Below are 26,875 nucleotides of genomic sequence, written 5' to 3' on the forward strand. Positions count from 1 at the left end.
GCAGGGGGCGAGGCCGGGCGACCGGTCGGTGCAACACAGGCGTTCCGGCGCGGCTCGGGACAGGCGGAGATTAAGACATGGCCCATGATCGCGTCAGCGTGCTTCAGGCGCTCGAGACCCAGGGCGTCTGCCCCGTCTTCTATCATCCCGATCCCGAGGTCAGCCTGAACGTCATCCGCGCCTGCGCGCGCGGCGGGGCGCCGGTGGTCGAGTTCACCAATCGCGGCGACTTCGCCTGCGACCTGTTCGGCGAGATCAATCGCGAACTGATCAGGACCGACCCCGAGGTGGTGCTGGGCATCGGTTCGGTGGTCGACAGCGGCACGGCCTCGCTCTACCTGAACCGGGGCGCGCGCTTTGTCGTCAGCCCCTGCCTGGTCCCCGACGTGGCCAAGGTCTGCAACCGACGCATGGTGGCCTATTTCCCCGGCTGCGGCTCGGTGACGGACATCGGCGAGGCGCACGAACTGGGCTGCGACATCGTCAAACTGTTTCCGGGGTCGTCGGTCGGCGGCCCGGACTTCGTCAAGGCGGTCAAGGGGCCGATGCCCTGGGTCAAGATCATGCCGACCGGCGGCGTCGATCCCGATGAGACCTCGATCGCCAAATGGTTCGGCGCCGGCATCGTGGCGGCGGGCATGGGCTCCAAGCTCGTGACCGACGAAGCGGTCAAGTCGGGCGACTGGGCCGCCATCGAGGCCAAGGTGCGCGCCACCGTGGACGCCGTCGCCGCCTATCGGGCGTCGAACAAGGGCTGAACCCGCCTCAGCCCGGACCGTCGGGGCCGTCCGGTTCCGGCGGCCGGGGCGCGGCGTTGCGGCCGGTGTCGGGCGTCGGGGGACCGGACCGTGGCCCACGCCGCATCAGCAGGCCGGACAGGACCTTGCGGTCCTCGACGTCCAGGGTTTCCAGCATGGCGATGGCCTCGCCTTCCAGACGGGCGCGACCGCGCATCTCGGCCGTGCGCGACTGATCCAGCAGGGCCTGGACCCGGGCCGCGTCCATCCGGGGCTGGGACGCCGCCTGGACCGCCTGGGCCCGCGCCGCGCGGGCGGCCTCGAAATCGGGCCGGGCCGCGAGCGCAGCCGCCCGCATCCTGGCGCGAACGTCGCGCCGGACCTCAGGCTGCAGCTGGGCGATCACCTCGCGGAAGGGACCGTGGCGCGCGGGGCGGCGAAGGTCGGCGACCCGTTCGTCCACCCTGGCCCAGCTGACCGCGAAGGCGACCCCGCCGGCCAGGGCGAACAGGTTCAGGGCCACCGACACCGCCAGGGCGATCTTCAGGCTGCGTCCGCTCATCCCAGAACCTCCGTATCGTCCACCTCGACCAGGGTGGATTGGTAAAGCACCGCGTCGGCCCGCTCGTCGGCGGTGACATGGGTGGTCAGACCCACGCCCGCGACCACGCCTGCGCAGGCGGCCGCCGCCCAGCCCGCGCCCAGGAACAGGGCGATCCGGTCCAGATGATAGCGGCGGGTCTTCGCTTTCGGCGCGGCGGCCAGCAGGCGCGCCGTCAGGTCGGCCGAGGGCGTCGGGGCGGGCGAGGCGTCCAGCAGGGCGTCCAGCGCCGCCGCCTGGGCCAGCGCCGTCTTCAGCGACGGATCGGCGGCGATCAGGCTTTCGGCGAAGACGCGTTCAGACGCGGGCCACCGACGCAGGTCGGCGCCGTAAGCCTCCGCCAGAGCGTGCAACCGATCCGCCTTCATCGTCCGACTCCCTTAGTCATCCCTGGCTTCATCCCCGGCGCGAGGTCCGCCAGGGCTAGACGCAATGCGCGGCGTCCGCGCGACAACAAACTCTCCAGCGCCTCGACGCTGATGCTCATCAGGGCGGCCGCCTCGATATTGGACAGCTCCTGATAATGACACAGGACCACTGCCTCGCGCTGACGGTCCGGCAGGCGTTTCAGCGCCCCGTCGACCTGAGCCCCCGTCTCGGCCGCCAACAGGGCGCGATCCGGCGCCGGGCCGTCATCGGGGCGATCCGGCGGCGTCTCCATGGGCATTTCGCGCCGTCGCCGCAGCCGATCATAGCAGAGATTCAGCGCCACCCGGTGCAGCCAGGTGTCGAACCGGGCCTTGCCGGGGGTCCATTTCGGCGCCTGTCGCCAGGCCTTGAGCATCGTCTCCTGGGCCACGTCCTCGGCCTCGGCGGCGTCGCCCAGCATGCGTTGGGCCAGGGCCAGGATGCGCGGCAGCTTGCGCGACACAAGCGTCTGCGCGGCCGCCGGGTCGCCCTGACCCACGCGGCGCACAAGATCCTCGTCGGGGTCGACGATCGCGACCAAACCCGCCTCTTCCGCTGCTGACGAAAGGGACCGATTCGCCCAGGACGGCCGACCCCGACACCGTTCTTACTCCGAAGCCGGAGCCGGGGAAGCGGGTTGTTGCACCGGACGGACGGCGCGGCGCGCGGCGCGATTGGCGGTCATGGCGGCCCGGCGCTCGTCGGCGGTGACGACGCCGTTCTTGTCAGCGTCCATCTTGTCGAACTGTTCGCCCAGTCTGGCGGCGGCCTCGGAGATCACCACGGGGCCGCGTTCACAACCTTCCAGACAGCCGGGACCACGCATGGCGTGACGGGGACCGCAGCGAGGCCCGGACCGGCCGCGCGCGGCCCAGTCCGGACGGGCGGCGTGACCGGCGTCGAACTCGGCGCGGCTGATGGAGCCGTCGCCGTTGGCGTCCAGCGTGGCGAAGCGGCGGTCGGCCCGCTCGGCGCGCTTGGCCTGCATGGCGGCCTGACGCTCGGCCAGGCTGACCGTGCCGTCGCGGTCGGCGTCCAGCGCGGTAAGGCGGGCGACGCGAGCCTCGACGAAGGCGGCGCGGGTCAGGTCGGCGTTCCGGTCGGCCAGGCCGCGCGCATAGGGCGGCGGGGGACCATCCGCCGGGGGCGGCGGAACCTGGGCCGTGGCGACCCCGGCGCCGGCGCCGAGGACGGCGGCCAAGGCCATGGCGCTGAAACCGTTCAGAACGATGTTTCTCATCTCGATAATCTCCTCGAACCGCCTTGAGCGGTCGTTGACGACCCTGTCAGGAGATTGAACGCGGCTCCTCGGACTCTCCGTCGCGACCGATCTCCTCGCGCGTGAGCGGGACCGCCCGTTCGAAGGCCTTGCGCGCCCGCGCCCGCAGTTCCGTCAGTTCGGTCTTCAGCGACTCGAAGTCCTGAGCCCCCGCCGCCTCGGCCAGCCGCAGCCGGAAGACCGACGGCTCGGCCTCGGGATCGACCCGGCCCTCGAAGGCGGCGGCCAGCAGATGAGCCAGCCGCTGCTGCACCCGCCAGGCCTCGGCCAGGACCGGGTCGTCGTGCAGGGCCTCCAGCGTGGACAGGGTCAGGGGCTCGCCCGCGACGGCGGCCTGGAGCTGGCGGTACTGGGCCGCGAACTCGGCGTCCACCTGGCCGCCCGGCGACAGTTTCAGATCCCAGAAGCCGTGGGGGCGACGCTCGCGATCCATCAGGGCGCGCATTCTACGGACATCGGCGGCGACATCGACGCCGGGACGGGGCCGACGCAGGGCCGCCTCGATCGCCGCGGAGACCCGGTCGCCGAAGACCGGGTCGCTGGCCCAGACCACGCGGGCGCGGGTCAGGACCATGAACTCCCAGGTCTCGGCCTCACCGGCGTAATAGTCGTCGAAGGTGGACAGCCGCACCGAGACCGGCCCCTTGGACCCGGTGGGCCGCAGCCGCATGTCCACCTCGTACAGGCCGCCCTCGGCCGTGTGGGCCGACAGGGCCGCGATCAGCCGCTGGGTGAAGCGGGCGTAGAAGACGTCGGCGGTCCAGCCCTTGATCTCGGACACCGTCTCGGGCGGGGCGTCGTACAGGGTCATCAGGTCCAGGTCGGACCCGGCCGTCATCTCGCGCGAGCCGGCCTTGCCCAGGGCCACCACGGCGACCGCGCCGGGGAAGGCGCCGCCCAGCCGTTCGGTCTCGGCCAGGGCGGCCGGCGACAGGGTGCGCATGGCGGCGTCGGCCAGGGCGGCGTAGGCGCGGCCGGCGGCCTCGGGGCCGGCGCGGCCGGTCATGGCGTGGATGCCGATGCGGAACATCTGTTCGCGGTGCAGGCGGCGCACGGCGTTCATGGCGCCTTCGAAATCCTCGGTCTCGCCGGCTTCACGCAGGATCTGTTCGGTCAGGCCGGTCTCGTCCGACAGGTCGGCCAGGAAGCGAGCGTCCAGCACCCCGTCCAGGGCCGCCGGCTGACGCCCCAGGGTCCGGGCCAGACGCGGCGCGAAGGCCATGACCCCCAGCACCATCTCGAACAGCTTGGGCTGGTTCAGGAACAGGGCCTGGACCTGAACCCCGGCGGCCAGGCCCGAGAAGAAGACGGCGAACCGGCGAAAGGCGTCGTCGGGCGCGCCCGACCGGGCCAGGGCCTCCAGCAGGCGGGGCGCCAGGCGGGTGAACAGTTCGCGCCCCCGCTCGGTGCGGGTCGCGGGGATGCGGCCGTGGTGCCAGGAGCGGATGGTGTCCGCCACCGACGGCGCCTCGGAAAAGCCCATGCGGCGCAGGGTGTCCAGGGTCTCGGGATCGTTCTCGACCCCGGTGAAGACCAGGCTGCCATAGGCGGAGTCCAGTTCCTCTCCGCCTTCGAACAGCTCGCCGTAGCGGGTGTTGACCCGGACCAGCAGGGCCTCGACATGGGCGTCGAAGGCCGCCAGATCGGTCCAGCCGGCCAGGGCGGCGACGGCGGCGCGGCGCTGGGGATCCTCGGGCAGGCGGTGGGTCTGTTCGTCGTCCAGCATCTGGACCCGGTGCTCCAGGCCGCGCAGTTCGACATAGGCGGCCGACATCTCCTGGGCGACGGCGGCGGGGATGTGGTCGGCCTGGGCCAGGGCCGCCAGGGCGTCCAGGGTGCGCGTGGCGCGCAGGTCGGGGTCGCGACCGGCCAGGATCAGTTGCTGGGTCTGGGCGTAGAATTCGATCTCGCGGATGCCGCCCCGGCCCAGTTTCAGATTGGCCCCGGCCGCCTGCAGCCCCTCGCCGGTCTTGTGGACGTGGATCTGTTTCTTGATCGACTGGATGTCGAGGACGGCGGCGTAGTCCAGGCTGCGACGCCAGATGAAAGGGCGCAGGGCTTTCACGAACCGGGCGGCGGCGCGCGGGTCGCCCAGCACCGGCCGCGCCTTGATGAAGGCCGCCCGCTCCCAGTTCTGACCGACGCTTTCATAATAGGCCAGGGCCATCGGGCCCGACACCACCGGGGGGGTCGAGGACGGGTCGGGCCGCAGCCGCAGATCGACGCGGAAGACATAGCCGTCGGCCGTCCGTTCGGTCAGCAGGGTCGCGATCCCCTTGCCGACGCGATTGGCGAAGTCCTGCATCTCCTCGCCCTCGCGCAGGGCTAGGCCCAGCAGGCGCGGCTCGAAGAAGAGCGAGATGTCGATGTCGGACGAATAGTTCAGCTCGTTCGCGCCATGCTTGCCCATGGCCAGGCCGAACAGGCCGGGGATGGGGCCGCGCGAATCGTCGGGCGGCGAGACCAGGCGACCCCGCGCGCGCTGTTCGGCGGCGACCGCGCGCAGGGCGGCGCGGCAGGCGGCGTCGGCGAAGCTGGACAGGGCGCCCGTCACCTGGTCCAGATCCCAGACCCCGCCCAGATCGGCCAGGGCCGTCAGCAGGTGCAGATCGGCCTTCAACACCCGGAGCGGCGCGCGGACATCGTCGGGTTCGGCGTCCAGGGCGTCGGTGTCGGCGAGGATGCGGATCAGGCCCGACGTCGGGTCCCGTTCCAGAATCCGACGCAGATGAGCCGGCCGACGACGCATCAGGCCCGCCAGATAGGGCGAGGCGCCGGCCACGGGCGCCAGGGCGGGCCAGGCGGCGTCCAGGGTCTCGCGCCAGCCGTCGGCGTCGGCGGCCTCGATCAGGGTCTCCAGCAGGCGTTCGGCGGCGGCGGGGTTCGCGACAGGCCCTGCGGGGGTCAGTATCTGGAACAGGGGCTGGGGCTTGGGATCGGGCATTCAACTTTTCCGCTCATCCCGGCGAAAGCCGGGACCCAGGTGCTTTCGCTCGGCGCCGCCGTTGGACCACGATCCCGACACGCGCCACAAGTCTGATCGCCCAAAGAACTGGGTCCCGGCTTTCGCCGGGATGAGCGGAAATGATGAAGTCAGGTCGAGGATGAAGCCGGGGGCAGCACCAGGGCCACCCGCAGGCCCGGCCCGAAGCCGCCATAGGCGCCGGGGCCTTCGTCCAGCACCACCCGGCCGCCGTGGGCCTCGGCCACCGCCGTGACCAGGGACAGGCCCAGGCCCGAGCCCGGTTCCGTGCGGCTGTTGTCCAGACGCACGAACCGCTGAACGACGCGCTCGCGGTCCTCTTCCGGCACGCCGGGGCCGGTGTCGGTGACCGAATATTCGATCTCGCCCGACGACCGCCGCCGCGCCCGCAGCTTCACCGCCCCGCCGGCCGGGGTGTATTTGATGGCGTTGTCGATCAGATTGGCCAGGGCCTGGGCCAGGAAGGGCTGGTTGCCCTCGATCATCAGGCCGGTTTCCACCTCGGACGAGAAGTCGATCGACTTGTCCTCGGCCGCCGGTTCGTACAGCTCGGCCATGTCGGCGGCCAGTTCGCCCGCATCCATCGGCTTGGGATCCGGCGCCCCGCCGGCCTGAAGCCGGGCGATGGCCAGGACGGTGTTGAAGGTCTTCAGCAGATGATCGGCCTCGTCCAGGGCGATGCCCAGGGCGTCCACCCCGTCGATCTTGCCCGCCTCGGCGTCGATCAGGGCCACCTCCAGCTTGGCCCGCATCCGCGTCAGGGGCGAGCGCAGGTCGTGGGCGATGGCGTCGCCGGCGTGGCGGATCGAGGCCATCGACCCCTCCAGCCGGTCCAGCATGACGTTCAGCCCCTGGCCCAGTTCGTCCAGTTCGTCGCCCGAGTTGCGGATGGGGGCGCGGACCTTCAGGTCGCCGTCCTGCACCGCCTGGACCACGCGGTTCAGCCCGGCCATGGCGCTTTCGACCCGGCGGCTGATGTAGAGACCGCCCGCCAGGCCCAGCAGCATGACCAGGGCCATCGCCCCCCACAGTGCCTGGGTCAGGCGCGACAGATATTCCTCGATCCCGCCGATATCTTCGCCGACGAACAGGGTGTCGCCCCCCGCCAGCGGCATGATCACCCCGATGGAGCGGCGGGTCTGGACCCGGCCGTCGGGATCGGTGCTGGTCAGGCGGAAGGTGCTCCATTCGCCGGTCCCGGTCCGGCGCGCCTCCTTCAGGTCGAAGGGCATGACCGACAGATTGCCGGTGACGATCTTACCGTCCGGGCCGGTCAGCAGATACAGATAGGGACCGCCCCGGATCGTGCGTTCGACCAGGGCCTGGTTCAGGGCGTCAATCCCGCGCGTGCGGTGGACGGCGGTCAGGGCGGCCAGTTCCGTCTCGACGTCGGTCCGCGCCCGCGTCTGGGCCTCGGACGCCGAGGCGAAATAGACATAGGCCAGGATCGCCCCCGCCGCCGCCACGAACAGGGCCAGGAACAGCAGGGTCAGCCGGAAGGGCGTGCGGCGAAGGAGGGAGGGAAGACGCATCTATTCTCCCTCCCCTTCATGGGGAGGGACGGCGGCGCGAAGCGACGCCCGGGTGGGGGAGTCCTCAAGTCTGGCCCGAATATAGGTCATCACATCGCCGATACTGTCGCGGATCGCCGCATTGTCGAATCGCAGGGTGACGAAGCCTTCTTTCGCCAACACTGCATCCCTGATCCGGTCATGGCGTATCTGTTCATCACTGAGATGGGCCTGACCGTCCACCTCGATCACCAACCGATGCTGGAAACAGACAAAGTCCAGATAATAGCCTTTGAAGGGCGCCTGACGGCGGAAATGAAAACCCGCTGGTCGCAGCAGCTTCAAATTCGTCCACATCCGGGCTTCGGGCGGGGTCATCGTCTTGCGCATCGCGCGGGCGCGGTCTGTCTCGGAGGACATCAGTACTTCCCCACCCTGATCGCTGCGCGATCGTCCCTCCCCATAAAGGGGAGGGAGAATTATGGCTAAGCCTCCAACCGATACCCCGCGCCGCGCACCGTCTGCAGCATCGCCCGGTCGAAACCCTTGTCGATCTTGGAGCGCAGGCGGCTGATATGGACGTCGATGACGTTGGTCTGGGGGTCGAAATGATATTCCCACACCTTCTCCAGCAGCATGGTGCGGGTCACCGACTGGCCGGCGTGGCGCATCAGGAACTCCAGCAACTGGAACTCGCGCGGCTGGAGATCGATCTCGGTCGCGCCGCGATGGACGGTGCGGGCGATCAGGTTCATCTCCAGGTCGCCGACCTTCAGCACCGTCTGGACCCCGCCGGTCTCGCGACGGCGCGACAGGGCCTCGACCCGCGCGATCAGTTCGGCGAAGGCGTAGGGCTTGACCAGGTAGTCGTCGGCGCCGGCCTTCAGGCCCGTGACCCGGTCCTCGACCTCGCCCAGGGCCGACAGGAACAGGACCGGGGTCTGGTCCCCGCCCTTGCGGACCGTCTCGACCATGCCGACGCCGTCCAGGCGCGGCATCATCCGGTCCACCACATAGACGTCGTAGCCGCCCTTTTGCGATTCCAGCAGGCCGAAGGCCCCGTCCACGGCATGGGTGACGTCATGCCCGGCTTCGGACAGGCCCCGCACCATGGCGGTCGCCGCCTCCGCGTCGTCTTCGACCACCAAAATCCGCATGGAACCCCTCCCGGAATCAAAATCGCCGCCGATGGTAGCGCATCGGCGGCGATTGACGAGTTAAGGCTTGGTCAGAATGCCGATCATTCTTCCGTGGCGAAGCGGAGCGGCACCGGGCTGGTGCCCTGGGGCGTGCGGACGAACAGCAGGATGCTGGGACGTCCGGCCGACTTGGCTTCCTGAACCGCCGTCCGCAGATCCGCCGCCGAGGCGATGGCGCGGCCGTTGGCGCGGGTGATGACGAAGCCGGGCTGGAAGCCCAGACGCGCCGCCGAAGACCCCTGGGCGACATTGGTGATGACAACCCCGTTCACGCTTTCGGGGATGTTGAAGCGCGACCGCGCGGCGGCGCTGAGCGGGGTGACCGCCAGGCCCTCGATGGTTTCGCTCTGGCCGGGTTGGGCCTGACCGGGCGCGGAGGAGCCGCCCTCCTCGCCGGCGTTCAGTTCTTCGTCTGACGGGCGGACGCCGGAGCGGACGTTCAGCGTCTGGCGACGGCCGTCGCGGATGACCTCCAGGCGGATGGTGTCGCCAGGCTTGGCCGCGCCGACCCGACGGGTGGCCTCGGCGCTGCTGTCGATGGCCTCGCCGTTCACGGCAACCAGGATGTCGTTGACCTTGACGCCCGCGCGGGCGGCGGGGCCGTCCTCGGTGACGGTCTCGACATAGGCGCCCTTGAAGTCCTTGGGCTGGCCGAGGGCTTCCCAGGAGTCGGGGGACAGGCTGCGCAGGCCCAGGCCGACGTAGCCGCGCTCGATCGCCTGGCCGCGCATCAGCCGCTCGGTGATCGACTTGGCGGTCTCAGCCGGAATAGCGAAGCCGATGCCGACCGATCCGCCCGTGGGCGAATAGATGGCCGAGTTCACGCCGATGACGCGCCCGTAGATGTCGAAGGTCGGGCCGCCCGAGTTGCCCCGGTTGATGGCGGCGTCGATCTGGATGTAGTCGTTATAGCCGGACGGATCGATGTCGCGGGCCTTGGCCGAGACGATGCCGGCGGTCGCCGTACCGCCCAGGCCGAACGGGTTGCCGACCGCAATGACCCAGTCGCCGACGCGCGGCTGGGCGGTCTCTTCGAAGCTGACGTATTTGAAGTCGTTCCCCTCGACCTTGATCACGGCCAGGTCCGTGCCGGGGTCGCGGCCGATCAGGCGGGCCGGCAGTTCGCGGCCGTCCGACATCTTGACCTTGATCTCGGTGGCGTCGGCGACGACGTGGTTGTTGGTGACGATGAAGCCGTCCTGGGAGATGAAGAAGCCGGAACCGGCGCCCTGGGTCGTCTGAGGCTCGTCCTCCTCGCCCTGGCCGCCGCGCCCTTGGGGCGGAACGAACTGGAACGGCAGGCCGGGGATCTGGAAGGCGCCGCCCTGGGGCTGTTCGACCTTCACCGTCACGTCGATCTGAACAACGGCGGGGGCCACCTGTTCGAAGATGTTGGCGAAGCTGTTGGGCGCGCCCGGCGGGGGCGAGAAGCTGTTTCCGTTGGCCGGCACGGGGGTGAGCCGGTTCACCGCCTGGGGGTCGGCGTGCGCGCCGGGCCAGTTGATGACCCCGCCTGCGGTCGCCGCCGCCGCCAGGGTCAGGCCGGCCGCGGCCCCGAGAATGAACTCTTTGCGCTTCAGCATCTTGGTCCTTGCGATCCTCTCGGGGCGACGCCCCGTCTTGGCTCTTGATATAGGCCGAACCGGCGCGACGCCAATTCCGGTGTTCGATGGATGATCTCGACTAGCGCCCGTCGTGAGGCGAGGTTGCGTCCAGATCACGGCGAAGCTTCTCATTTGCGAGAATGTCTTGCAGTCGACGTTCCTCATCCGGGGAAAGGGGCTGCGCCTCGACGGCGCCGCGACCTGCGCGGACCAGGATGACCAGCAGCGCCAGGGCCGCCAGAGCGAACGGCCCGAACCACAGCAGCCAGGTTCCAGCCCGCACCGGCGGGGTGAACAGCACATAGTCGCCGAACCGACGCACCAGGTCGTCGCGCACCGCCTGATCCGTGGCGCCGGCGGCGATCTCTTCGCGGATCAGACGGCGCATGTCGCCGGCGACGCCCGCCGGACTGTCGGCGATGGCCTCGTGCTGGCAGACGACGCAGCGCACGTCCTCGAACAGGGCCTGGGCGCGGGCCTCCTGAGCCGGGTCGGCCAGGGGCCGGTCGGGCGCGGCGGCGGGCTCGGCCGCCGTCAGCATCAGCGCCAGAACGGGCGCGATCAGCAGGATAAGCCGCCTCATGGGGCCTTCCTCCGACGCGGCCCGACGCCCAGCCGCAGCCGGCGGTCCAGCAGGGACAGCAGCCCCCCGAACGCCATGATCATCGGCCCCAGGAAGATCAGCCGCGCCCAGGGGTTCCAGTACAGGCGCACGACCCAGGCGGGTTCGGCCGGGCTGCCCGCCCGTTCGCCCATCACCACATAGACGTCGTCCAGCCCGCGGAAATCCAGCCCGACCTCGGTCGTGGTCTGGCCGCCGGCGGGGAAGAAGCGGCGTTCGGCCGTCACCGTCTCCGCCCGGCCCCGGTCGTTCGACGGCCGCACGGTCAGCCGGCCCTGTTCGGCCAGATAGTTCGGCCCCTCGACCACCCGCACCTGGTCCAGGGTCACGGTCCAGGGGCCGGCGGAGACGCTCGAGCCCAGGGACAGGGCGCGCGCGGCCTCGGCCTTGAAGCCGGTCTCGACCACCGCCCCCAGGATGAAGACGCCCAGGCCCAGGTGGGCCAGGCTCATGCCCCAGGCGCCCAGCGGCAGACCTTTCAGACGACGCATCGTCTCGGCGCCCGAGGCGCGGAACAGGCGCGCCCGCTCCGCGACCTCGGCCAGCGAACCCAGGATCAGCCAGGCCCCCAGGCCGATCCCGACGGCGGCGAAAGCCTTTCTGGGCTCCCACAGGGCGTAGGCGGCCAGGGCCGAAACCAGGGCCAGGCCCGCCGCGACGGCCAGCCTCTGCATCGCCCCGGTCAGGTCGCCCCGCTTCCACGCCAGCAGAGGCCCGGCGGGCAGGATGATGAAAGCCACGGTCATCAGGGGAACGAAGGTGGCGGCGAAATAGGGCGGGCCGACCGAGATGGTGGCGCCGGACGCCGCCTCCAGGATCAGGGGATAGAGGGTGCCCAGCAGAACGGTCGCGGCGGCGGCTGTCAGGAACAGGTTGTTCAGCACCAGGGCGCCCTCGCGGCTGACGGGGGCGAACAGGCCGCCGCCTTTCAGCTGGGGCGCGCGCCAGGCGAACAGGGCGAAGGCGGCGCCGGCCGTAAGGCCCAGGATGGCCAGCAGCATCAGCCCGCGCTGGGGATCGACGGCGAAGGCGTGGACGCTGGTCAGCACCCCGGACCGCACCAGGAAGGCGCCCAGCATGGAGAAGCTGAAGGCCAGCAGGGCCAGAAACACCGTCCAGCCCGCCAGCGCCCCGCGCCGCTCGGTCACCACCGCGCTGTGCAGCAGGGCCGCGCCCGCCAGCCACGGCATGAAGCTGGCGTTCTCGACCGGATCCCAGAACCACCAGCCGCCCCAGCCCAGCTCATAATAGGCCCAGAAGGACCCCAGGGTGATGCCGACGGTCAGCAGGGCCCAGCTGGCCAGGGCCCAGGGCCGCACCCACCGGCCCCAGGCGGGCCAGAAGGCGGTCTGGGCCCGGCCCTCGATCAGGGCGGCGACCGCCAGGGAGAAGCAGACGGAGAAGCCGACATAGCCGGCGTAGAGCAGCGGCGGATGCACGGCCAGGGCCGGGTCCTGAAGCAGCGGGTTCAGCGACGCCCCCTGGAACGGCGCGGGGTCCAGGCGGGTGAAGGGGCTGGAAGTGAAGACGGCGAAGGCCAGGAACAGCGATCCCAGCGCCCCCTGAACCGCCACGGCCGAGGCCTTCAGCCCGAACGGCAGGCCGCGCGCGCGGGCCAGGGCTCCGCCGAAGACCGTCAGAACCAGGCACCACAGCAGCAGCGACCCCTCGTGACTGCCCCAGGCGCCGGCGACCTTGTACAGCATCGGCTTGTCGGTGTGGCTGTTGGCCGCGACGTTGGAGACCGAGAAGTCGGAGACGACGAAGGCGTAGATCAGGGCCGCGAAACTCAGTGCGACGGCGCCCGCCGCCGCCAGGGCCGCTCCTTGCGCCGCGCCCGCCAGCACCGGACTGCGCCGCCAGCGCCCTGCCGCCGACAGCGCCGTCTGCAGGATCGACAGGGCCAGGGCCAGGGATAGGGCGAAGGCCCCGAGTTCGGCGATCATAGACTGTTCGTTGCGCTATCGGCCTGCGGCCTGCTTGAGCGCGTGGTCTTGGTCGAGGTCTCCGGCCGCCACTCGCCCTTGGCCTTGATCCGGTCGGCGACCTCGCGCGGCATATAGTTCTCGTCGTGCTTGGCCAGGACCTGGCTGGCGTGGAAGACGCGGTCGGCGCCGAACGAACCCTGGGCCACGATCCCCTGCCCCTCGCGGAACAGGTCGGGCAGGTCGCCGTGATACTGGACCTGGGTCACGGCGATATTGTCGGTGACGGTGAAGACCACGAGCCCGTCGCCGGATTTCCGCACGCTGCCGGTCTCGACCAGACCGCCCAGACGGATGTCGCGGCCTTCCGGCGCCTTGTCGGCGGTGGCCTCGGACGGGGAATAGAAGAAGGTCACGCTGTCCTGCATGGCCCACAGCGACAGGCCGACCGCCAGGGCCAGGATCGGGGCCACGGCGGCGACGACCCACAGACGACGGCGCGCCTTCGGCGATTTCGGCAGCCAGCTCATGACTTGGCGGTTCCGCTCCCCGACGGAATTTTTCTTGGGTCTATAGCGGCCGGGGCCGGCCGCCAATGTGTCATTGCGCCTTATCCGCAGGCAGGCGCCGTTCCAGGTCGATCCGGCGGGGGTCGGCCGGGTCCAGGGCGGCGATCAGGGGCGTCCACTGGGCGCGCGTCGTCGTCGTATCGCCCCGCTCCAGCGCCGCCTGGCCCAGGAAGAAGCGGGCGCCCAACTGGTCCGGGTCCAGGTTCACCGCCTGGCGGAAGGCGGCCTCGGCGTCGCCGCCGATCCGGCCGTCATCGGCCCGCACCAGGCTTTCGCCCAGCCGCGCCCAGGCCCGGGCGTCGCCGGGCTCCAGTTCGATCAGCCGGCGAAAGGCCGAGGCGGCGCCCAGCGGATCGTCGGCGGCGAACCGGGCCGCGCCCAGCATGGCCAAGGCCTGACGGTCCTGGGGATTGTCCCGCGCCACCCGCGCCGTCACCGCCGCCAGCTGCGCCGGCTCCAGGGTTTCCAGCTGGGTGGACCATTGATCGACCCGCCGCTCATAGGCCTGGTCCGGCAGACCCGGCGACCCGGTCAGGACATAGAGGGCCAGCGCCCCCGCCGTCGTCGCCGCGATCCCGCCCAACACCCAGAAGCGGTCATGCCGGCCGGCCACGGGCGTGGCCGCAGCCACGGCCTGACCCGCCAGCAGCCGCCGCCCCGCCTCGGCCCGTGCGGCGGCGTGGGCCGTTTCGTCCAGCAGGCCGCGCGCCTTCAACCGGTCCAGTTCGTCCAGTTCGCGACCGCCGACATCGGCGTCGGCGCCGGCCGCATCAGCCCCGCGTCGCGCCCCGGTCAGCACCAGCAGGCCGGCCATCGCCGCCGCCAGGCCGGTCATTATCCAGAAGACGATCATCCCCGCCGTCTATCGCATCAGACGACGCCGGGCGAGGCCCCAGTCGTGGCCCCAGTCGTCACACCTGTCGTCGCCCTTGCGGCCTCGGCGGCGGCCGCGCGTCGTCGCACCGCCCGCGCCGCCTCCAGCGCCTCGACCAGGGTCAGGAAACGGGCCGCCGTTCCGACCAGACGCAGGGCCTGATCGGGATCGGCCACATCGCCGTCGGCGATGCTGTCCAGCGCCTCATTGGCCCAGGTGGACAGATAGTCGGTCAGCTCGGTCTTCAGCGCCATCCGGTCCGCCTCGCAGCCGAAGGTGTTGGCCGCGCCGCGCAGGCCCGAAACCGCCGCCAGCAGGGCGGCCGCCGCCTCGATGGGTTCGCCCTTGGCCGGCGCCTCCAGCCAGGGGCACAGGCGCGTCATCCGCCCGGTCAGGACCTGACGCTTCATCGGCAGGGCGGCGTGGACGGCGGCCGAGGTCGATTTCATCAGGCCCGACAGCTGGCCGGCCACCTGGACCCGCGCCATCCGCGCCGTCTTGCCCCAGGGCGAATCGGGCCGGACCATCAGGGTCATGTCCATTTCCGCCAGCACCCCGGCGCACCAGGTCGCATCCTCCACCGCCTGGGCCATGTCCGGCCCGTCGCGGGGCGACAGACAGGCGGCGATGCGCTGGACACGGCTCTGGACCGACGTCAGCAGCCGTTCGACGAAGACGCCCATTTCGGAATGGCTGAGAATGGCCTCGGTGTCGGCCAGGCGGCTGGTGCGCGTGACGATCCGCAGCATCCGCTCAGCGTCGGCGACATGGGCGAACAGAATGTCGATCATCCGCCGCCCGCCCTCGGGCGATATCGCCAGACAGTCCTGGATCAGCAGCCGCAGCCCCGCCAACTGATTGTCGTCGGGCCGCTCCAGCCAGACCGACAGGCGGGCCACGGCGGTTCGCGCCAGGGGCGCCAGGTCGAAACAACCGGCCAGTTCCGCCGGGCTGGCGGCCGGGGTTTCAGCCTGGCCGGCCGTCGGGTCGGGCCATTGGTCGTCCGGCCAGACGTCGCGAGGCCGGTCCCGCAGCACCGCAGCCGCCCGCGCGCACAGCCGATCCGCCGCCAGGGTCCATTCGCCCTCGCCGACGCCCGCCCCGTCCAGCAATCCCAGGAAGGCCTCCTCGCCCGTCCGCGCCTCGCGCCAGACCCGCGCCAGGACGGCCGGCGGAAAGATCAGGGCCGGAGTTCGGTCGGCGCGGGGTTGGAACAGGGGCAGAAGGGGGGCGAAGGCCTGGTCGCGCCGGGCGCGGTCGCGCGCCTCCTGCACGATCATGGCGGTCAGTTCCGCCGCCTTGTCCCCGCCCAGGGACGGGACGGCCGCACGCAGCTGCGTCAGCACGGCGTCAGGCGCGGCCTGGACGACCGCCTGCAGGGCGGCGCGGTGGGCGACGGACAGCGAGGACAAGAGGCACTCCCGTCTGCAGGCGACGAAGACGCCACCGTGCCGTCTTTGGGTTAACAACGGCTTCTCGTCCCTGCAGAGACCGGCGCCCCTTGAGCCCAGCCGATGGCACGCCATATTCCCGCCACGACGACGCCAGGCGTTTCCGCCTCGGATCAGGAGCGCCCATGCCGGTTATCGAGATCGAAGGCCTGACCAAGACCTACAAGTCGGGGCTTCAGGCGCTGAAACGCGTAGACCTGACCATTGAGAAGGGCGAGATCTTCGCCCTGCTGGGTCCGAACGGAGCGGGCAAGACCACCCTGATCTCCATCGTCTGCGGCATCGTCAACGCCACGACGGGGACCGTGGTCGCCGACGGTCACGACATCAGGAAGGACTTCCGCGCCGCCCGCACCAAGATCGGCCTGGTGCCGCAGGAACTGACCACCGACGCCTTCGAGACCGTCCTGGCCACCGTCACCTTCAGCCGGGGCCTGTTCGGCAAGGCGGCGAACCCGGCCCTGATCGAGCAGATCCTGAGAGACCTGTCCCTGTGGGACAAGCGCGACGCCAAGATCATGACCCTCTCGGGTGGGATGAAGCGCCGGGTGATGATCGCCAAGGCCCTGAGCCACGAGCCGGACATCCTGTTCCTGGACGAGCCGACCGCCGGGGTGGACGTCGAACTGCGCCGCGACATGTGGGCCATGGTCCGAAAGCTGCGCGAGCGGGGCGTCACCATCATATTGACCACCCACTATATCGAGGAGGCCGAGGAGATGGCCGACCGGGTGGGGGTGATCCTGAACGGCGAACTGATCCTGGTCGAGGAAAAGACCGCCCTGATGAAGAAGCTGGGCAAGAAGACCCTGACCTTGAACCTGATCGAACCCCTGCCCGCCCTGCCGGCCGACCTGTCCGACTGGGATCTGGCGCTGAAGGCCGACGGAAGCGAGCTGGAATACAGTTTCGACGCCCAGGCCGACGACACCGGCGTGCCGTCGCTGATCCGCCGGCTGGAACGGCTGAATATCGGCTTCAAGGATCTGAACACCCGCCAGAGCTCGCTGGAAGACATCTTCGTCAGCCTGGTCCACCGCGATGGGGAGACCGTCTGATGAACTTCAACGGACATGGCGTCTGGGCCATCTATCGCTTCGAGATGGCGCGGGCCCTGCGCACCATCTGGCAGAGCGTGGTCACGCCGGTGATCACCACCGCCCTCTATTTCATCGTCTTCGGCAGCGCGATCGGCAGCCGGATGGAGGCGATCGACGGCGTGGCCTATGGCGCCTTCATCGTGCCGGGCCTGATCATGCTGAGCCTGTTCACCCAGTCGATCTTCAACGCCTCCTTCGGCATCTATTTCCCGAAATTCACCGGCACCATCTACGAGATCCTGTCGGCGCCCGTGTCGTCGCTAGAGGTGGTGATCGCCTATGTCGGGGCGGCGGCGACCAAGTCGGCGGTCTTGGGCCTGATCATCCTGGCCACCTCGACCCTGTTCGTGCCGCTGCAGGTGCTGCACCCTGTAGGCATGCTGGCCATGCTGGTGCTGATCTCGGTGACCTTCAGCCTGTTCGGCTTCATCATCGGCATCTGGGCCGGCAGTTTCGAACAGCTGAACTTCATCCCCATGCTGATCGTGACGCCCCTGACCTTCCTGGGCGGCTCCTTCTATTCGATCAACATGCTGCCTGACGTCTGGCGCGCGGTGGCCCATTTCAATCCGGTGGTCTATCTGATCTCGGGCTTCCGCTGGACCTTCTATGGCCAGGGCGACGTTCCCATCGGCATCAGCGTGGCCGCCACCCTGGGCTTCTTCGTCGTCTGCCTGGCCGTGGTCATGTGGATGTTCAAGACCGGCTACCGCCTCAAGAGCTGAGCCGTCACGAAACCGGCCAGATCGCCAGCGATTAGAGTATCATGTCCGACGACGCCAAGATCACCCCCGCTACGCCGCCCGCCTCGAACGGTCCATCGGGAGGACCGCCGGAGCCGTTCGTGCGCAAACAGGTGACCTGGGGGCGCATGCCCACGACCACCTTCCACGTCGGCCCGGTGCCGGTCGCGCCCAATCCGCTGGACCGGATTCCCAATCGCCCGCCGCGCACGACGCCGCTGGGCCAGACAGGCCCGAGCGGGGGCCAGGTTTCGGGACAGGTTCAGGAGCCGCCGCGCCGTGTCCCTGCGCCGCGCGCCGGCGGCAATATCCTGAGCGGGTCGCTGATCCCCCAGGCGCGTCCGCGCTCCGGTCCGGTGACGCCTGCGCCACAGCCCAAGCCTGCTCCCGCTCCCGCGCCCGCGCCCAGCGCCGACACGACCGTGCGGCCCCTGCCCGGCGCGGGTCTGACCAACGCCCCTTCGACGCCTGTCGATCAGCCTGATGTCGCCGAACAGGTCGCTGCGGCGCCTATGGTCGCGGCCCCCGCCCTGGCCCCGCTTGAGCCGTCTCCTGCTGTTGAGGCCGCCCCTTCGGTCACGCCCAGTTTCGCGCGCGCGGCGACCCGGCGGCCGTCGCGCCTGCCGCTGTACATCGGCGTCGGGGTGCTGGCGGTTCTGGCGGTCGGCGGCGGCCTGTGGTTCGCCCTGCGTCCCGCCCCTGTGGCCGCGCCGGTTGCGCCCGCCCCGGCGGCGGCGCCCGAAGCCGTTGCGCCTGAAGCCCTGACGCCGGCCGCCGCGCCCGTGGAGACGCCGGTCGAGACCGCAGCGCCCGTTGAAGCCGCACCGGTCGAGGAAACACCCGCGGGTGCGGCCGCGCGGCCTGCAGCGGCCCCGGTTCCGACCACGCCCCCGACCTCGTCCGCTCGCCCCGCGACGACGACGCGTCCCCAGACGCCGGCGCAATCAACGACGCAAACCCCGGCGCCCCGGGTCCCGACGGCTCAGGCCCCGGCGGCCGTCTCGACGCCCCCCTCCGCAACGCCGGCGCCGGTCGTCGTCGTCACCCCCTCGCCCGCGCCGACCGCCGCGCATCCGGCCCAGACCGACCCGAACGCTCCGGTCGTGACCCGGCCCCAGCCGCTGGACTGAAGCCGCTGGACTGAAGCCGCTTCCGCCCCCGCGCCCCGGCGTGTGGGGGCGGTTAGGCCGTGCGGATGACGCCGCCGCTGGTCGTCACCGGCCAGGGCGTCAGTCGCCCGCCAGCGCAGGGGCCGCCCTTGCATTCGCCGGTCAGGGGTTCGAACACCGCCCCGTGCCAGCCGCACAGGATCAGGGCGCCGTCCGGGGTCAGATAACGGTCGATCTCCATGGCGATGGGAAAACCGGCGTGCGGACAGCGATCGACCCAACCGGCCACCGCCCCGTCCTTGCGCACCACGAAACCATGGAAGAAGGCCTCGCCGATCTGAAGCACGAAGCCGCGCGCGCCGGGCTCGGCGATGTCGGCCTCGGCGCACAGGGCCACGTTCGGCGGCGTCTTCCAGACCCGTTTGCGCTCGGTCGGCGCCTGGTCAGACACGCTCGGCCTTCAGCGGGCGCGACAGCAGGCCGTCGATCAGGCCATCCACGGTGATCTCGCCGGCCAGCAGGGCGGCGATGCCCTCGGCGATGGGGGTCTCGACGCCCAGGCGCGCGGCCAGGGCGCGCACGGCCGGCGCGCTCTCGTAGCCTTCGGCCACCGAACGTTTGCCGGCCAGGGCCTGTTCGACCGTCTGGCCCTGGCCCAGGGCCAGACCCAGGCTCATATTGCGCGACTGGGGGCTGGAGCAGGTCAGGACCAGATCGCCCAAACCGCACAGCCCCGCCACCGTCTCGGCCTGGCCGCCCATGGCGACGGCGAGGCGGGTCATTTCCGCAAAACCGCGCGTGATCAGGGCGGCGTGGGCGCTGCGGCCCAGCTGCCGTCCCTCGGACACGCCGCAGGCGATGGCCAGCACATTCTTCAGCGCCCCCCCCGCCTCGGCCCCGACCAGGTCGGTGGCCAGATAGGGCCTGAAGCCCGGCGCCGACAGGGTGTTCAGCAGGGCCTGGCCCAGCACAGGATCGGCGCAGGCCAGGGTGACGGCGGTCGGAAGGCCGCGCGCCACTTCGCCGGCGAAACTGGGGCCGGACAGGACCGCCGCCGGCGCGTCCGGCAGGGTCTCGGCCAGCACCTCGGTCATCAGTTTCATCGTGCCCCGCTCCACGCCCTTGGAGCAGAGCACGACCGGCACGCCGGCGCGGTGATGGGGCGCAAAGGCCGTCAGGGTCGCCCGCATATGCTGGGCCGGGGGCACGGCCAGGATCAGGTCGCAGTCGCGCAGATCGGCTAGGTCGGCGGTGAATTTCAGGTCCTCGGCCAGGGTGACGCCCGGCAGATACAGGTCATTGGCCCGCGTCGTCGCCAGGGTCTCGACCAGCTGGGGCTCGCGCGCCTGAAGCGTCGTCTCCAATCCGGCGCGGACGCAGACCTGGGCCAGGGCGGTGCCCCAGGCGCCGGCGCCGATAACCCCTGCGGTGCGGAATTCCATGCGCCCTCCCGAGGCGGTCTCGTTGGTCATGCTTTCGCGCCCTTGCGGCCCGGCTTGTGCGAAGGATCGGCCAGGGCGCGGGCTTCGTCCAGCGGCCATCGCGGCCGGGCGACCACGTCGATGTCGCTGGTCAGCCCCAGGGCCAGCCGCTCGGCTCCCGCCAGGGCGATCATGGCGGCGTTGTCGGTGCAATAGGCCATGGGCGGCGCCAGGAAGTCGAAGCCGTGTTTCGCCGCCGTCGCCTGCAGGGTCGCACGAATGGTCTTGTTGGCGGCCACGCCGCCCGCGACGACAAAGAGGCGATGATCGTGGGTCTCGGCATAGGCGGCCAGGGCCCGCTCGGAGCGATCCGACAGTTGCCGGGCGATGGCGGTCTGGACCGCATCGGCCAGATCGGCCTTGTCCTGCTCGGTCTCGCAGGTCTGGGCGATGCGGAAGGCGGCCGTCTTCAGACCCGAGAAGGAGAAGTCGCAGTCCTTGCGGCCCAACAGGGCGCGCGGAAGATCGATCTTCGAGCCGTCGCCTTGCTGCGCCAGCCGCTCCAGCGCCGGCCCGCCGGGATAACCCAGGCCCAGGGCCTTGGCGATCTTGTCGAAGGCCTCGCCGGCCGCGTCGTCGATAGTGGCGCCGATCCGGCTCATGTCGCCGACGCCGCGCACCTCGAGCAGTTGGCAGTGACCGCCGGAGACCAGCAGCAGCAGGAAGGGATAGGCGACCTCCTCGCCCAGCCGGGCCGAGACCGCATGCCCCTCCAGGTGATTGACCGCCACCAGGGGCAGACCCCGCGCCAGGGCCGCCGCCTTGCCGAAGCTGAGGCCCACCATGACGCCGCCGACCAGGCCCGGCCCGGCGGTTGCGGCGATTCCGTCCAGGCCGTCATAGCCCAGACCGGCTTCGGCCATGGCGCGGCGCGTGACCCCGGCGATCATCTCGACATGGCTGCGGGCGGCGATTTCGGGGACGACGCCGCCATAGGCCGCATGGTCGTCGATCTGGCTGTGGACGACCGAGGACAGGACCTCGGCCCGGCCGCCCCGTTCGGACGGGTGCAGGCGCACCACCGAGGCGGCGGTCTCGTCGCAGCTGGTCTCGAGACCCAGCACCGTCAGAGGTCGGACATCGCGTCCGGTTGCCGCTGCGGCGCCGCTGCTATAGTCGGCGGAACTCTCCATCGGGTCGAGGTAGCGATCCGGCGTCCGGTAAGCAACGATCATGAACCTTCCTCTCCGCATCGGCACCCGGCGGTCCAAGCTGGCCCTGGCCCAATCGGGCATGATGCAGCGGGCCATCGGCCGGGCGCTCGGCGTGGCCGAGGCCGAGATCGAGGCCGCCGTGCCCCTGGTCGAGATCGTCACCACCGGCGACCGGATCCAGGACCGCCGCCTGATGGAGATGGGCGGCAAGGCGCTGTTCACCAAGGAGATCGAGGAGGCCCTGCTGGCCAGGCGGATCGACATCGCCATCCACTCGATGAAGGACGTCCCCGCCGAACAGCCCGAGGGCCTGTGCATCGCCGCCATCCCGGAACGCGAGGACGCCCGCGACGCCTTCATCAGCCGCGACTTCGACAGTTTCGACCAACTGCCCTTCGGCGCGCGGCTGGGCACCGCCAGCCTGCGGCGCCAGGCCCAGGCCCTGGCCCTGCGGCCCGATCTGAAGGTCGAGATGCTGCGCGGCAATATCGACACCCGGCTGCGCCGCGCCGCCGAGGGGGATTTCGACGCCATACTGCTGGCCGTCTCGGGCATGACCCGGCTGGGCGTGACCGAACATATCCGCGAAAAACTGTCGCTGGACGCCTTTTTGCCGGCGCCGGGCCAGGGCGCCCTGGCCATCCAGACCCGCGCCGAGGACATCGACGCCCCCTGGGTCGCCGCCCTGAACCATCCGGAGACCGCCGTCGCCGTCGCCGCCGAGCGGGGGGCCATGACCGCGCTGGAGGGATCGTGCCGCACGGCCGTCGGCGCCTACGCCCTGATCGAGGGCGACACCCTGCGCCTGACCACCGAAATGCTGAGCCCCGATGGATCGGCCCGCTGGCGCCGCGTCGGCGAACTGTTCCAGCCCACCGAGGCCGACGCCCGCGCCCTGGGCGAACGGCTGGGCGGCGAGGTCCACGCCTTCGCCGGCGATCAGGAGGTCGATCCGGCGAGCCTGGACGGATGACGGCCCCGGGCGCCGCGGATCAGAGCCCCCGCGTCTGGATCACCCGCGCCCAGCCCGGCGCGTCGCGCACCGCCGCCCGTCTGCGCGGCATGGGGTTCACGCCCCTGATCCAGCCCCTGCTGGCGGTGGAGACCCTGAGCCCGCCCGTCCCGGATCTGGATCGGTTCGCGGCCCTGGCCTTCACCAGCCGGAACGGCGTCGCCGCCTTCGCCGCCCTGACGTCCCGGCGCGACCGGCCGGTCTTCGCCGTCGGCGACGCCACCGCCCAGGCGGCGCGCGAGGCCGGCTTCGTCGCCGTCCGCTCCGCCTCGGGCGACCTGACCGCCCTCGCCCGCCGGATCGCCGCTGAACTGAGCGACGCCGCCCTGCTGGCGCCCCAGGCCGAGACGCCCGCCGGCGACCTCGCCGCCGCCCTGGGCGTCGCCGACGCCCGGGCCGTCAGCCTGCACCCCCTGAGCGTCTATCGCACCGCCCCGACCGCCGCCGCCGCGCCGCCAGAGGCGTTCGACGCCGTGCTGATCCACTCCCCGCGCGCGGCCCTGGCCCTGGCCGCCCTGGTTCCCGTCTCCCTGCCGGCTGCGCGCCTGGCCGGCGTCGTGATCGCCTGTATCTCGCCCGCCGCCGCCGCGCCCCTGAGCGCCGTCGGCCTGACGCCGGCGGTGGCGGACGCCCCGGACGAAGCCACATTGCTCGCGACCTTGAAAGCGGCGCTTGGCAAGCGCGATACGCCCGTATAAAGAGCCCCTCTCGCGCGGGCTGCTTCGCCTTCGCAACCGGGCCGCTTTAGCTCAGCCGGTAGAGCACCTCATTCGTAATGAGGGGGTCGCGTGTTCGAGTCACGCAAGCGGCACCATCGTTTCCGGGCCTTCAAATAGAAGAGTGTTCGCCCTGAACCTGGGTGCGAAGCCCAGTATCGGGTCGCTGCAGGCGTATCGATTTCGGATCCGAACCGCAGTCTTCAGGCTTCCCTTCGGTCAGTTTTCAGTCCCTTGAAACGGCCGGATAAGGTATCCTGTTCACACCGAGGGGGTCACAGGTTCAATCCCTGTCGCATCCACCATTTTTACCATTTAAAAACAGCAACTTACCAGACCCGCTCCCTCCGTCCACGGAGGGTTTTTCGTGAATATTCGCGTTTGTGGGGCAGTAGTGGGGCAGTCGATGCGTAAGATCCTTTCGCGAGACGTGACAACATCCCCTGAAATGCGTTGATGCGGGCCTGTTTGGGGCCTGATTCGACCTCACCGCCGCACCGGCTTTTTGCAGGGCGTTTCATCGGGTCAGGCCCGACCTCTCCGGATCCGTCGCGATCACTCATTTTAAGGAAACCCGATGGCGTCCATTCCGGACCACCCCAACGATGCTGGAGCCTGGACGCGCCTCGAAGGCCGCGAGGGGTTCGCCCTGTGGCGCCGCGAGCGCCAGGAGCTGGCTCCCGTGACGATGTACTATGTCGTCGCACCGCCTCGTCAGAGCGAAATTCTCTATGACGAAGCCAGGGCGCGCGCTCGCTTCAACCACCTCGCCGGCGCCTCCGACGCGGACGGCGTCATCTCTTAAGGGAACGCCACGCACTTGCGCGCCGGACCCCCGGGGGGGGGCTTCAGCGTTACCCGAACCGGTGTCGAGTTCATGTCTGTGGCGGGCGATAGGCATCGCCGACGCCTTCTGCTCTATTCGCCGCATGAAGCCCGCAACCATCTTCGTCGCCCTGGCGCTGTTCGCCGCCGCCTGCACGGCGACCGGCTCGAGCAACAGCCCCCATTCCGGTCCGGTCATCAAGCTGGCCAGTTGGAATATGGAGCATCTCGCGGAGCGGAATAACTCCGGATGCCGCCCTCGCACCGACGCCGATTATGCGGCGATGCGGGCCTATGTGGACGACCTCGGTGCCGACGTCATTGCCATTCAGGAGGTCGAGACAAAAGCCGCCGCTGAACGGGTGTTCAACCCTGCGATCTATACTGTGGTGATCGAGGACCGGATCGGCACGGATCGCGGCGGAGCGTGTCGAGGACGCGACGGGCTGACGATCAATGCCCAGCGCACCGGGTTCGCGGTTCGCAACGGTCTGGCATTCGAACGACATCCCGACGTCACCAACATTCAGGTGGGCAATCCCGACCTTCGCTCAGGCGTCGACCTTATGGTTCGGCCCCGGGGCGGTGCGCCTATCCGGGTGCTTTCGGTGCATCTGAAGTCGGGGTGTTCGTCCGGAGACCGGAACGACGCCTGTCCGGTCCTGTTCGAGCAGGTTCCGGCCATGGAACGCTGGATCGATGACAGAGCCGTGGAGGGGGTGCGTTTCGCAGTGCTGGGGGATTTCAACCGGCGCATGGGCATGGCCAATGACGCCGTCTGGGCCGAGTGGGACGATTTATCTCCGCCGAACTCGGACCTCGCCCTTGCGTCGGGCGACGAGTCCGCAGGATGCAATCCTCGCTACCGGGACTTCATCGACTTCATCGTCCTTGATCGGCGGGCAACCGCCAACCTGAGAAGCTTTGAGGAACGGACGTTCGGTGGCCAGGCTCTGAGCGATCATTGCGCGATTTCAGCCACCCTGAGCCTTCGCTGATGCTCGATCCGGGTCCCTTGCAGCGAGGGTGGTCCCGGTTGCGAACGGCGTGGTCACGCAATGATGAAAAGCCCCGCGAGGAATGGGCGCATGGACCCGACCTCAAGGAAACGGTGTTGATCGGAGCGCTGCTGGTCGTCGTGGTCGTCCTGACCGGGCTGGCGACCTGCAGCGTCATGGGTTCGATCTAGACCGCTTCGCGGGCGTCCGGCAGACGGTCGGTCCCGGGCATTCGCAGGGTCGGGGTGTCCCGCCCCTGCCGATGTCCCGGAAGGGTTCTGTCTGAACGAACGGCCCGACCGCCACCTCACCTTCTCCAGACGCGATCTGAGTGCGGGACCGCGGCGCGTCAGAGCCCCGCTCAAGGCACTCCCGATCAGATCGGCATCGGGGCACGTTGGTCGTGCCTCAGCGCCTGCCAGTAGTCAGTGGGAGCCGGCGTGCCATCTACCGTCTCGATGACCAGTGCCGGGTTCGGCATCGTCAGCCGGGCGTGGCGCGGGCTCTCACAGAAGGCATAGGCCTGCGCCCACGTCGTGATCGCGGCGTCCGTCGTCTCCTGCGAGCAGGCCGCGCTCACCCGTTGGCAGAATTCGAGCGACCTCACCAGGATGGAGGGGTCGTTCCGCCGCGACAGGGCGCGCAGGGCGTCGAGATAGTCCTCCCTGAACACCGTCGGGATCACGATCCGCGACAGGCCGCCGACTGTCAGCTCCTTCGTCATCATAATCCGGCTCAGGCGGCCGTTGCCGTCGTTGAAGGGGTGGACGTCCGACAGCAGGAAATGGACGAAGACGGCGCGCGAGAACGGATCCCTGAGCGTCTCGAGGATCGATACACCCTCCCGCAGGGTTCCCTCGACGCGGTCCGGGGCGACGAAGGTCGTATCTCCGGCCTTGTTGGTCCGGGTCTTGAACTGGCCCGGCCGAACCGACGGTCGCGCCTCCATGAGGATGCGGTGCCTTTCCCGGATTTCAGCGAGGAAGGCGTCGGCTCCCCGCCCCCCGGCCGCGTGCGGCCCCAGATCGACCAGCTGGAGGTAGGCACCCAGGACGTCGTGCCCGTCTTCGGGCCGGGCATCGGGCATCTTGCCTTCGAAGACGATTTCGACGGCCTCGTTGACAGCGAATTCCGTGCCTTCGATGAAGTTGGAAAAATAGGCCTCGATGAACGCGCCACTCGTCTTGCGCCCCGGGGTCGTGTCACGATCGGCGATCGACAGCGGAGCCCGGGCCTGGAGATGGTCGGCCAGGGTCACCAGCCGACCGACGCAGGCGGGGTCCAGAGGCGCGCCGGCGGCGCGGGCCCGGCCCTGCACCGTGCTGAGTTTACCTTGGCGGGTCCGGAGCAACGCCCCGATCAGGCCATTGAGAACCTCGAATTCCTTCTCACGCTCAAGGACGGGCGCCAGAACCCGGGCCTGGTCCCGGATATGGTTCAGACCCTCTTCTCCGTGGGTCGAGCACAGACTTTCCAGCGCGGCCTCGACACCCGCCTTGCCCACAGTGCGGGCGGGACCGTTCCGGGCGCGCGACGGGGCGAGGTTGTCGAGCAGTTTTCGGACCGGCCCGGCCAGCCAGGAGCCCAGATAGGGAATGTCACCGTCGACGGGTCCGACACCCTGACGGATATGCATCTCGAGACCCGGGAGGCGGATCACATCGCGGGTGCGCGGCGCGCTGACGAACACCAGGGCGTCGCCCTGCGGCGCGCCGCTGGATCGGTCTCTCCACGGCTGGCTCTCCATACCCGTTCGGTCGGTGGCGACCCCGTCGGGAACCACCTTGCCGAGGATGATCGACCATTTTCGGCGCACCACGGCCTCGATCGGCTCGGCACCGGGCTCGACATAGATGCCGCTCGCGATGCGAACGAGCTTGCCGGCTTCATGATCGCGCCGGATCTTCCTGTCGGTCGCTTCGCTGCCCGAGGGCGTGAAGAGGATATCAGCCATGACGGTCTCCCAAGACCGCG

Annotated in this window: 27 protein-coding genes and 1 tRNA gene; 10 read left to right on the forward strand and 18 right to left on the reverse strand. The window is 70.1% G+C overall.

The window, feature by feature from the left end; genetic code table 11:
• Positions 1 to 77: 77 nt before the first annotated feature.
• Complete coding sequence (locus AC07NC_RS16395) at positions 78 to 758, forward strand: bifunctional 4-hydroxy-2-oxoglutarate aldolase/2-dehydro-3-deoxy-phosphogluconate aldolase (protein ID WP_494570164.1); 681 nt, start codon at positions 78 to 80, stop codon at positions 756 to 758.
• Between the two features lie 7 nt (positions 759 to 765).
• On the opposite strand, the gene AC07NC_RS16400 is transcribed toward AC07NC_RS16395, so the two are convergent.
• The 14 genes from AC07NC_RS16400 to AC07NC_RS16465 all read right to left on the reverse strand — a co-directional run bounded on the left by AC07NC_RS16400 (position 766) and on the right by AC07NC_RS16465 (position 15,724).
• The gene (locus AC07NC_RS16400; RefSeq protein ID WP_494570165.1) at positions 766 to 1,299 is read right to left on the reverse strand and encodes a periplasmic heavy metal sensor; all 534 of its coding nucleotides are present in this window, start codon (positions 1,297 to 1,299) and stop codon (positions 766 to 768) included.
• Entirely contained in the window at positions 1,296 to 1,706 is a 411-nt protein-coding gene (locus AC07NC_RS16405) for a hypothetical protein (protein ID WP_154727038.1), read from the reverse strand. The genes AC07NC_RS16400 and AC07NC_RS16405 overlap by 4 nt, the downstream gene beginning before the upstream one ends.
• Positions 1,703 to 2,287 (reverse strand): RNA polymerase sigma factor, encoded by a 585-nt coding sequence (locus AC07NC_RS16410; protein WP_492072738.1) that lies wholly within the window; start codon positions 2,285 to 2,287, stop codon positions 1,703 to 1,705. Before AC07NC_RS16410 ends, AC07NC_RS16405 begins: the two co-directional genes overlap by 4 nt.
• Before the next feature lie 66 nt (positions 2,288 to 2,353).
• A complete protein-coding gene (locus AC07NC_RS16415; protein ID WP_494570166.1) occupies positions 2,354 to 2,986 on the reverse strand; it encodes an EF-hand domain-containing protein in 633 nt (210 codons plus the stop codon).
• Between the two features lie 46 nt (positions 2,987 to 3,032).
• Positions 3,033 to 5,969 carry a bifunctional [glutamine synthetase] adenylyltransferase/[glutamine synthetase]-adenylyl-L-tyrosine phosphorylase gene (locus tag AC07NC_RS16420; protein ID WP_494570167.1) on the reverse strand — a complete coding sequence of 979 codons (2,937 nt, stop codon included), beginning with the start codon at positions 5,967 to 5,969 and terminating at the stop codon, positions 3,033 to 3,035.
• A 149-nt stretch (positions 5,970 to 6,118) separates the two neighbouring features.
• The gene (locus AC07NC_RS16425; protein WP_008261058.1) at positions 6,119 to 7,540 is read right to left on the reverse strand and encodes a sensor histidine kinase; all 1,422 of its coding nucleotides are present in this window, start codon (positions 7,538 to 7,540) and stop codon (positions 6,119 to 6,121) included.
• Positions 7,541 to 7,939, reverse strand: a complete 399-nt coding sequence (locus AC07NC_RS16430) for an endonuclease domain-containing protein (RefSeq protein ID WP_494570168.1) — start codon at positions 7,937 to 7,939, stop codon at positions 7,541 to 7,543.
• A gap of 65 nt (positions 7,940 to 8,004) precedes the next feature.
• Positions 8,005 to 8,676, reverse strand: a complete 672-nt coding sequence (locus AC07NC_RS16435; protein ID WP_008258750.1) for a response regulator transcription factor — start codon at positions 8,674 to 8,676, stop codon at positions 8,005 to 8,007.
• Positions 8,677 to 8,759: 83 nt separating this feature from the next.
• The gene (locus AC07NC_RS16440) at positions 8,760 to 10,301 is read right to left on the reverse strand and encodes a Do family serine endopeptidase (RefSeq protein WP_154726706.1); all 1,542 of its coding nucleotides are present in this window, start codon (positions 10,299 to 10,301) and stop codon (positions 8,760 to 8,762) included.
• Between the two features lie 100 nt (positions 10,302 to 10,401).
• On the reverse strand, positions 10,402 to 10,905 hold the full coding sequence (locus AC07NC_RS16445) for a cytochrome c-type biogenesis protein (protein WP_494570169.1): 504 nt from the start codon (positions 10,903 to 10,905) through the stop codon (positions 10,402 to 10,404).
• A complete protein-coding gene (locus tag AC07NC_RS16450) occupies positions 10,902 to 12,890 on the reverse strand; it encodes a heme lyase CcmF/NrfE family subunit (RefSeq protein WP_494570170.1) in 1,989 nt (662 codons plus the stop codon). The genes AC07NC_RS16445 and AC07NC_RS16450 overlap by 4 nt, the downstream gene beginning before the upstream one ends.
• Positions 12,887 to 13,399: a cytochrome c maturation protein CcmE gene (ccmE, locus tag AC07NC_RS16455; RefSeq protein ID WP_494570171.1), complete on the reverse strand. Its 513-nt coding sequence runs from the start codon at positions 13,397 to 13,399 to the stop codon at positions 12,887 to 12,889. The genes AC07NC_RS16450 and ccmE overlap by 4 nt, the downstream gene beginning before the upstream one ends.
• Before the next feature lie 70 nt (positions 13,400 to 13,469).
• Entirely contained in the window at positions 13,470 to 14,291 is an 822-nt protein-coding gene (gene ccmI, locus AC07NC_RS16460) for a c-type cytochrome biogenesis protein CcmI (RefSeq protein WP_494570172.1), read from the reverse strand.
• A gap of 17 nt (positions 14,292 to 14,308) precedes the next feature.
• Positions 14,309 to 15,724 (reverse strand): hypothetical protein, encoded by a 1,416-nt coding sequence (locus AC07NC_RS16465; RefSeq protein WP_494570173.1) that lies wholly within the window; start codon positions 15,722 to 15,724, stop codon positions 14,309 to 14,311.
• A 164-nt stretch (positions 15,725 to 15,888) separates the two neighbouring features.
• Here AC07NC_RS16465 and AC07NC_RS16470 point away from each other — a divergent pair, with 164 nt between their 5' ends.
• From AC07NC_RS16470 to AC07NC_RS16480, 3 genes are read left to right on the forward strand one after another with little or no spacing between them, the layout of a single operon-like run.
• Entirely contained in the window at positions 15,889 to 16,821 is a 933-nt protein-coding gene (locus tag AC07NC_RS16470; protein ID WP_494570174.1) for an ABC transporter ATP-binding protein, read from the forward strand.
• The gene (locus tag AC07NC_RS16475; RefSeq protein WP_372705327.1) at positions 16,821 to 17,588 is read left to right on the forward strand and encodes an ABC transporter permease; all 768 of its coding nucleotides are present in this window, start codon (positions 16,821 to 16,823) and stop codon (positions 17,586 to 17,588) included. The genes AC07NC_RS16470 and AC07NC_RS16475 overlap by 1 nt, the downstream gene beginning before the upstream one ends.
• Positions 17,589 to 17,629: 41 nt before the next feature.
• Positions 17,630 to 18,736, forward strand: coding sequence for a hypothetical protein (locus AC07NC_RS16480; RefSeq protein WP_494570175.1), 1,107 nt, complete (start codon positions 17,630 to 17,632; stop codon positions 18,734 to 18,736).
• Positions 18,737 to 18,788: 52 nt separating this feature from the next.
• Here the strand turns inward: AC07NC_RS16480 and AC07NC_RS16485 are convergent, their stop codons facing one another.
• From AC07NC_RS16485 to tsaD, 3 genes are read right to left on the reverse strand one after another with little or no spacing between them, the layout of a single operon-like run.
• Positions 18,789 to 19,166: a Rieske (2Fe-2S) protein gene (locus tag AC07NC_RS16485; protein WP_292147224.1), complete on the reverse strand. Its 378-nt coding sequence runs from the start codon at positions 19,164 to 19,166 to the stop codon at positions 18,789 to 18,791.
• The gene (locus AC07NC_RS16490; RefSeq protein ID WP_494570196.1) at positions 19,159 to 20,157 is read right to left on the reverse strand and encodes an NAD(P)H-dependent glycerol-3-phosphate dehydrogenase; all 999 of its coding nucleotides are present in this window, start codon (positions 20,155 to 20,157) and stop codon (positions 19,159 to 19,161) included. The genes AC07NC_RS16485 and AC07NC_RS16490 overlap by 8 nt, the downstream gene beginning before the upstream one ends.
• A 26-nt stretch (positions 20,158 to 20,183) precedes the next feature.
• Positions 20,184 to 21,371 carry a tRNA (adenosine(37)-N6)-threonylcarbamoyltransferase complex transferase subunit TsaD gene (gene tsaD, locus AC07NC_RS16495; RefSeq protein WP_494570176.1) on the reverse strand — a complete coding sequence of 396 codons (1,188 nt, stop codon included), beginning with the start codon at positions 21,369 to 21,371 and terminating at the stop codon, positions 20,184 to 20,186.
• On the opposite strand from tsaD, the gene hemC reads away from it, so the two are divergent.
• From hemC to AC07NC_RS16525, 6 genes are all read left to right on the forward strand, one after another.
• Positions 21,370 to 22,323, forward strand: coding sequence for a hydroxymethylbilane synthase (hemC, locus tag AC07NC_RS16500; RefSeq protein WP_494570177.1), 954 nt, complete (start codon positions 21,370 to 21,372; stop codon positions 22,321 to 22,323). The two genes, tsaD and hemC, sit on opposite strands and share 2 nt — an antisense overlap.
• On the forward strand, positions 22,320 to 23,060 hold the full coding sequence (locus AC07NC_RS16505) for a uroporphyrinogen-III synthase (RefSeq protein ID WP_494570178.1): 741 nt from the start codon (positions 22,320 to 22,322) through the stop codon (positions 23,058 to 23,060). Before hemC ends, AC07NC_RS16505 begins: the two co-directional genes overlap by 4 nt.
• A 40-nt stretch (positions 23,061 to 23,100) precedes the next feature.
• Positions 23,101 to 23,176, forward strand: a tRNA-Thr gene (locus AC07NC_RS16510).
• A gap of 479 nt (positions 23,177 to 23,655) precedes the next feature.
• Positions 23,656 to 23,883: a hypothetical protein gene (locus AC07NC_RS16515; RefSeq protein WP_494570179.1), complete on the forward strand. Its 228-nt coding sequence runs from the start codon at positions 23,656 to 23,658 to the stop codon at positions 23,881 to 23,883.
• A gap of 238 nt (positions 23,884 to 24,121) precedes the next feature.
• Positions 24,122 to 24,901, forward strand: coding sequence for an endonuclease/exonuclease/phosphatase family protein (locus AC07NC_RS16520; protein WP_494570180.1), 780 nt, complete (start codon positions 24,122 to 24,124; stop codon positions 24,899 to 24,901).
• On the forward strand, positions 24,868 to 25,092 hold the full coding sequence (locus tag AC07NC_RS16525) for a hypothetical protein (RefSeq protein ID WP_494570181.1): 225 nt from the start codon (positions 24,868 to 24,870) through the stop codon (positions 25,090 to 25,092). Before AC07NC_RS16520 ends, AC07NC_RS16525 begins: the two co-directional genes overlap by 34 nt.
• A 185-nt stretch (positions 25,093 to 25,277) precedes the next feature.
• Here AC07NC_RS16525 and AC07NC_RS16530 read toward each other — a convergent pair whose 3' ends face one another.
• Positions 25,278 to 26,855 carry a Fic family protein gene (locus AC07NC_RS16530; protein ID WP_494570182.1) on the reverse strand — a complete coding sequence of 526 codons (1,578 nt, stop codon included), beginning with the start codon at positions 26,853 to 26,855 and terminating at the stop codon, positions 25,278 to 25,280.
• Positions 26,856 to 26,875 lie beyond the last annotated feature (20 nt).

This window comes from Brevundimonas sp. GW821-FHT10A07, from assembly GCF_059415785.1.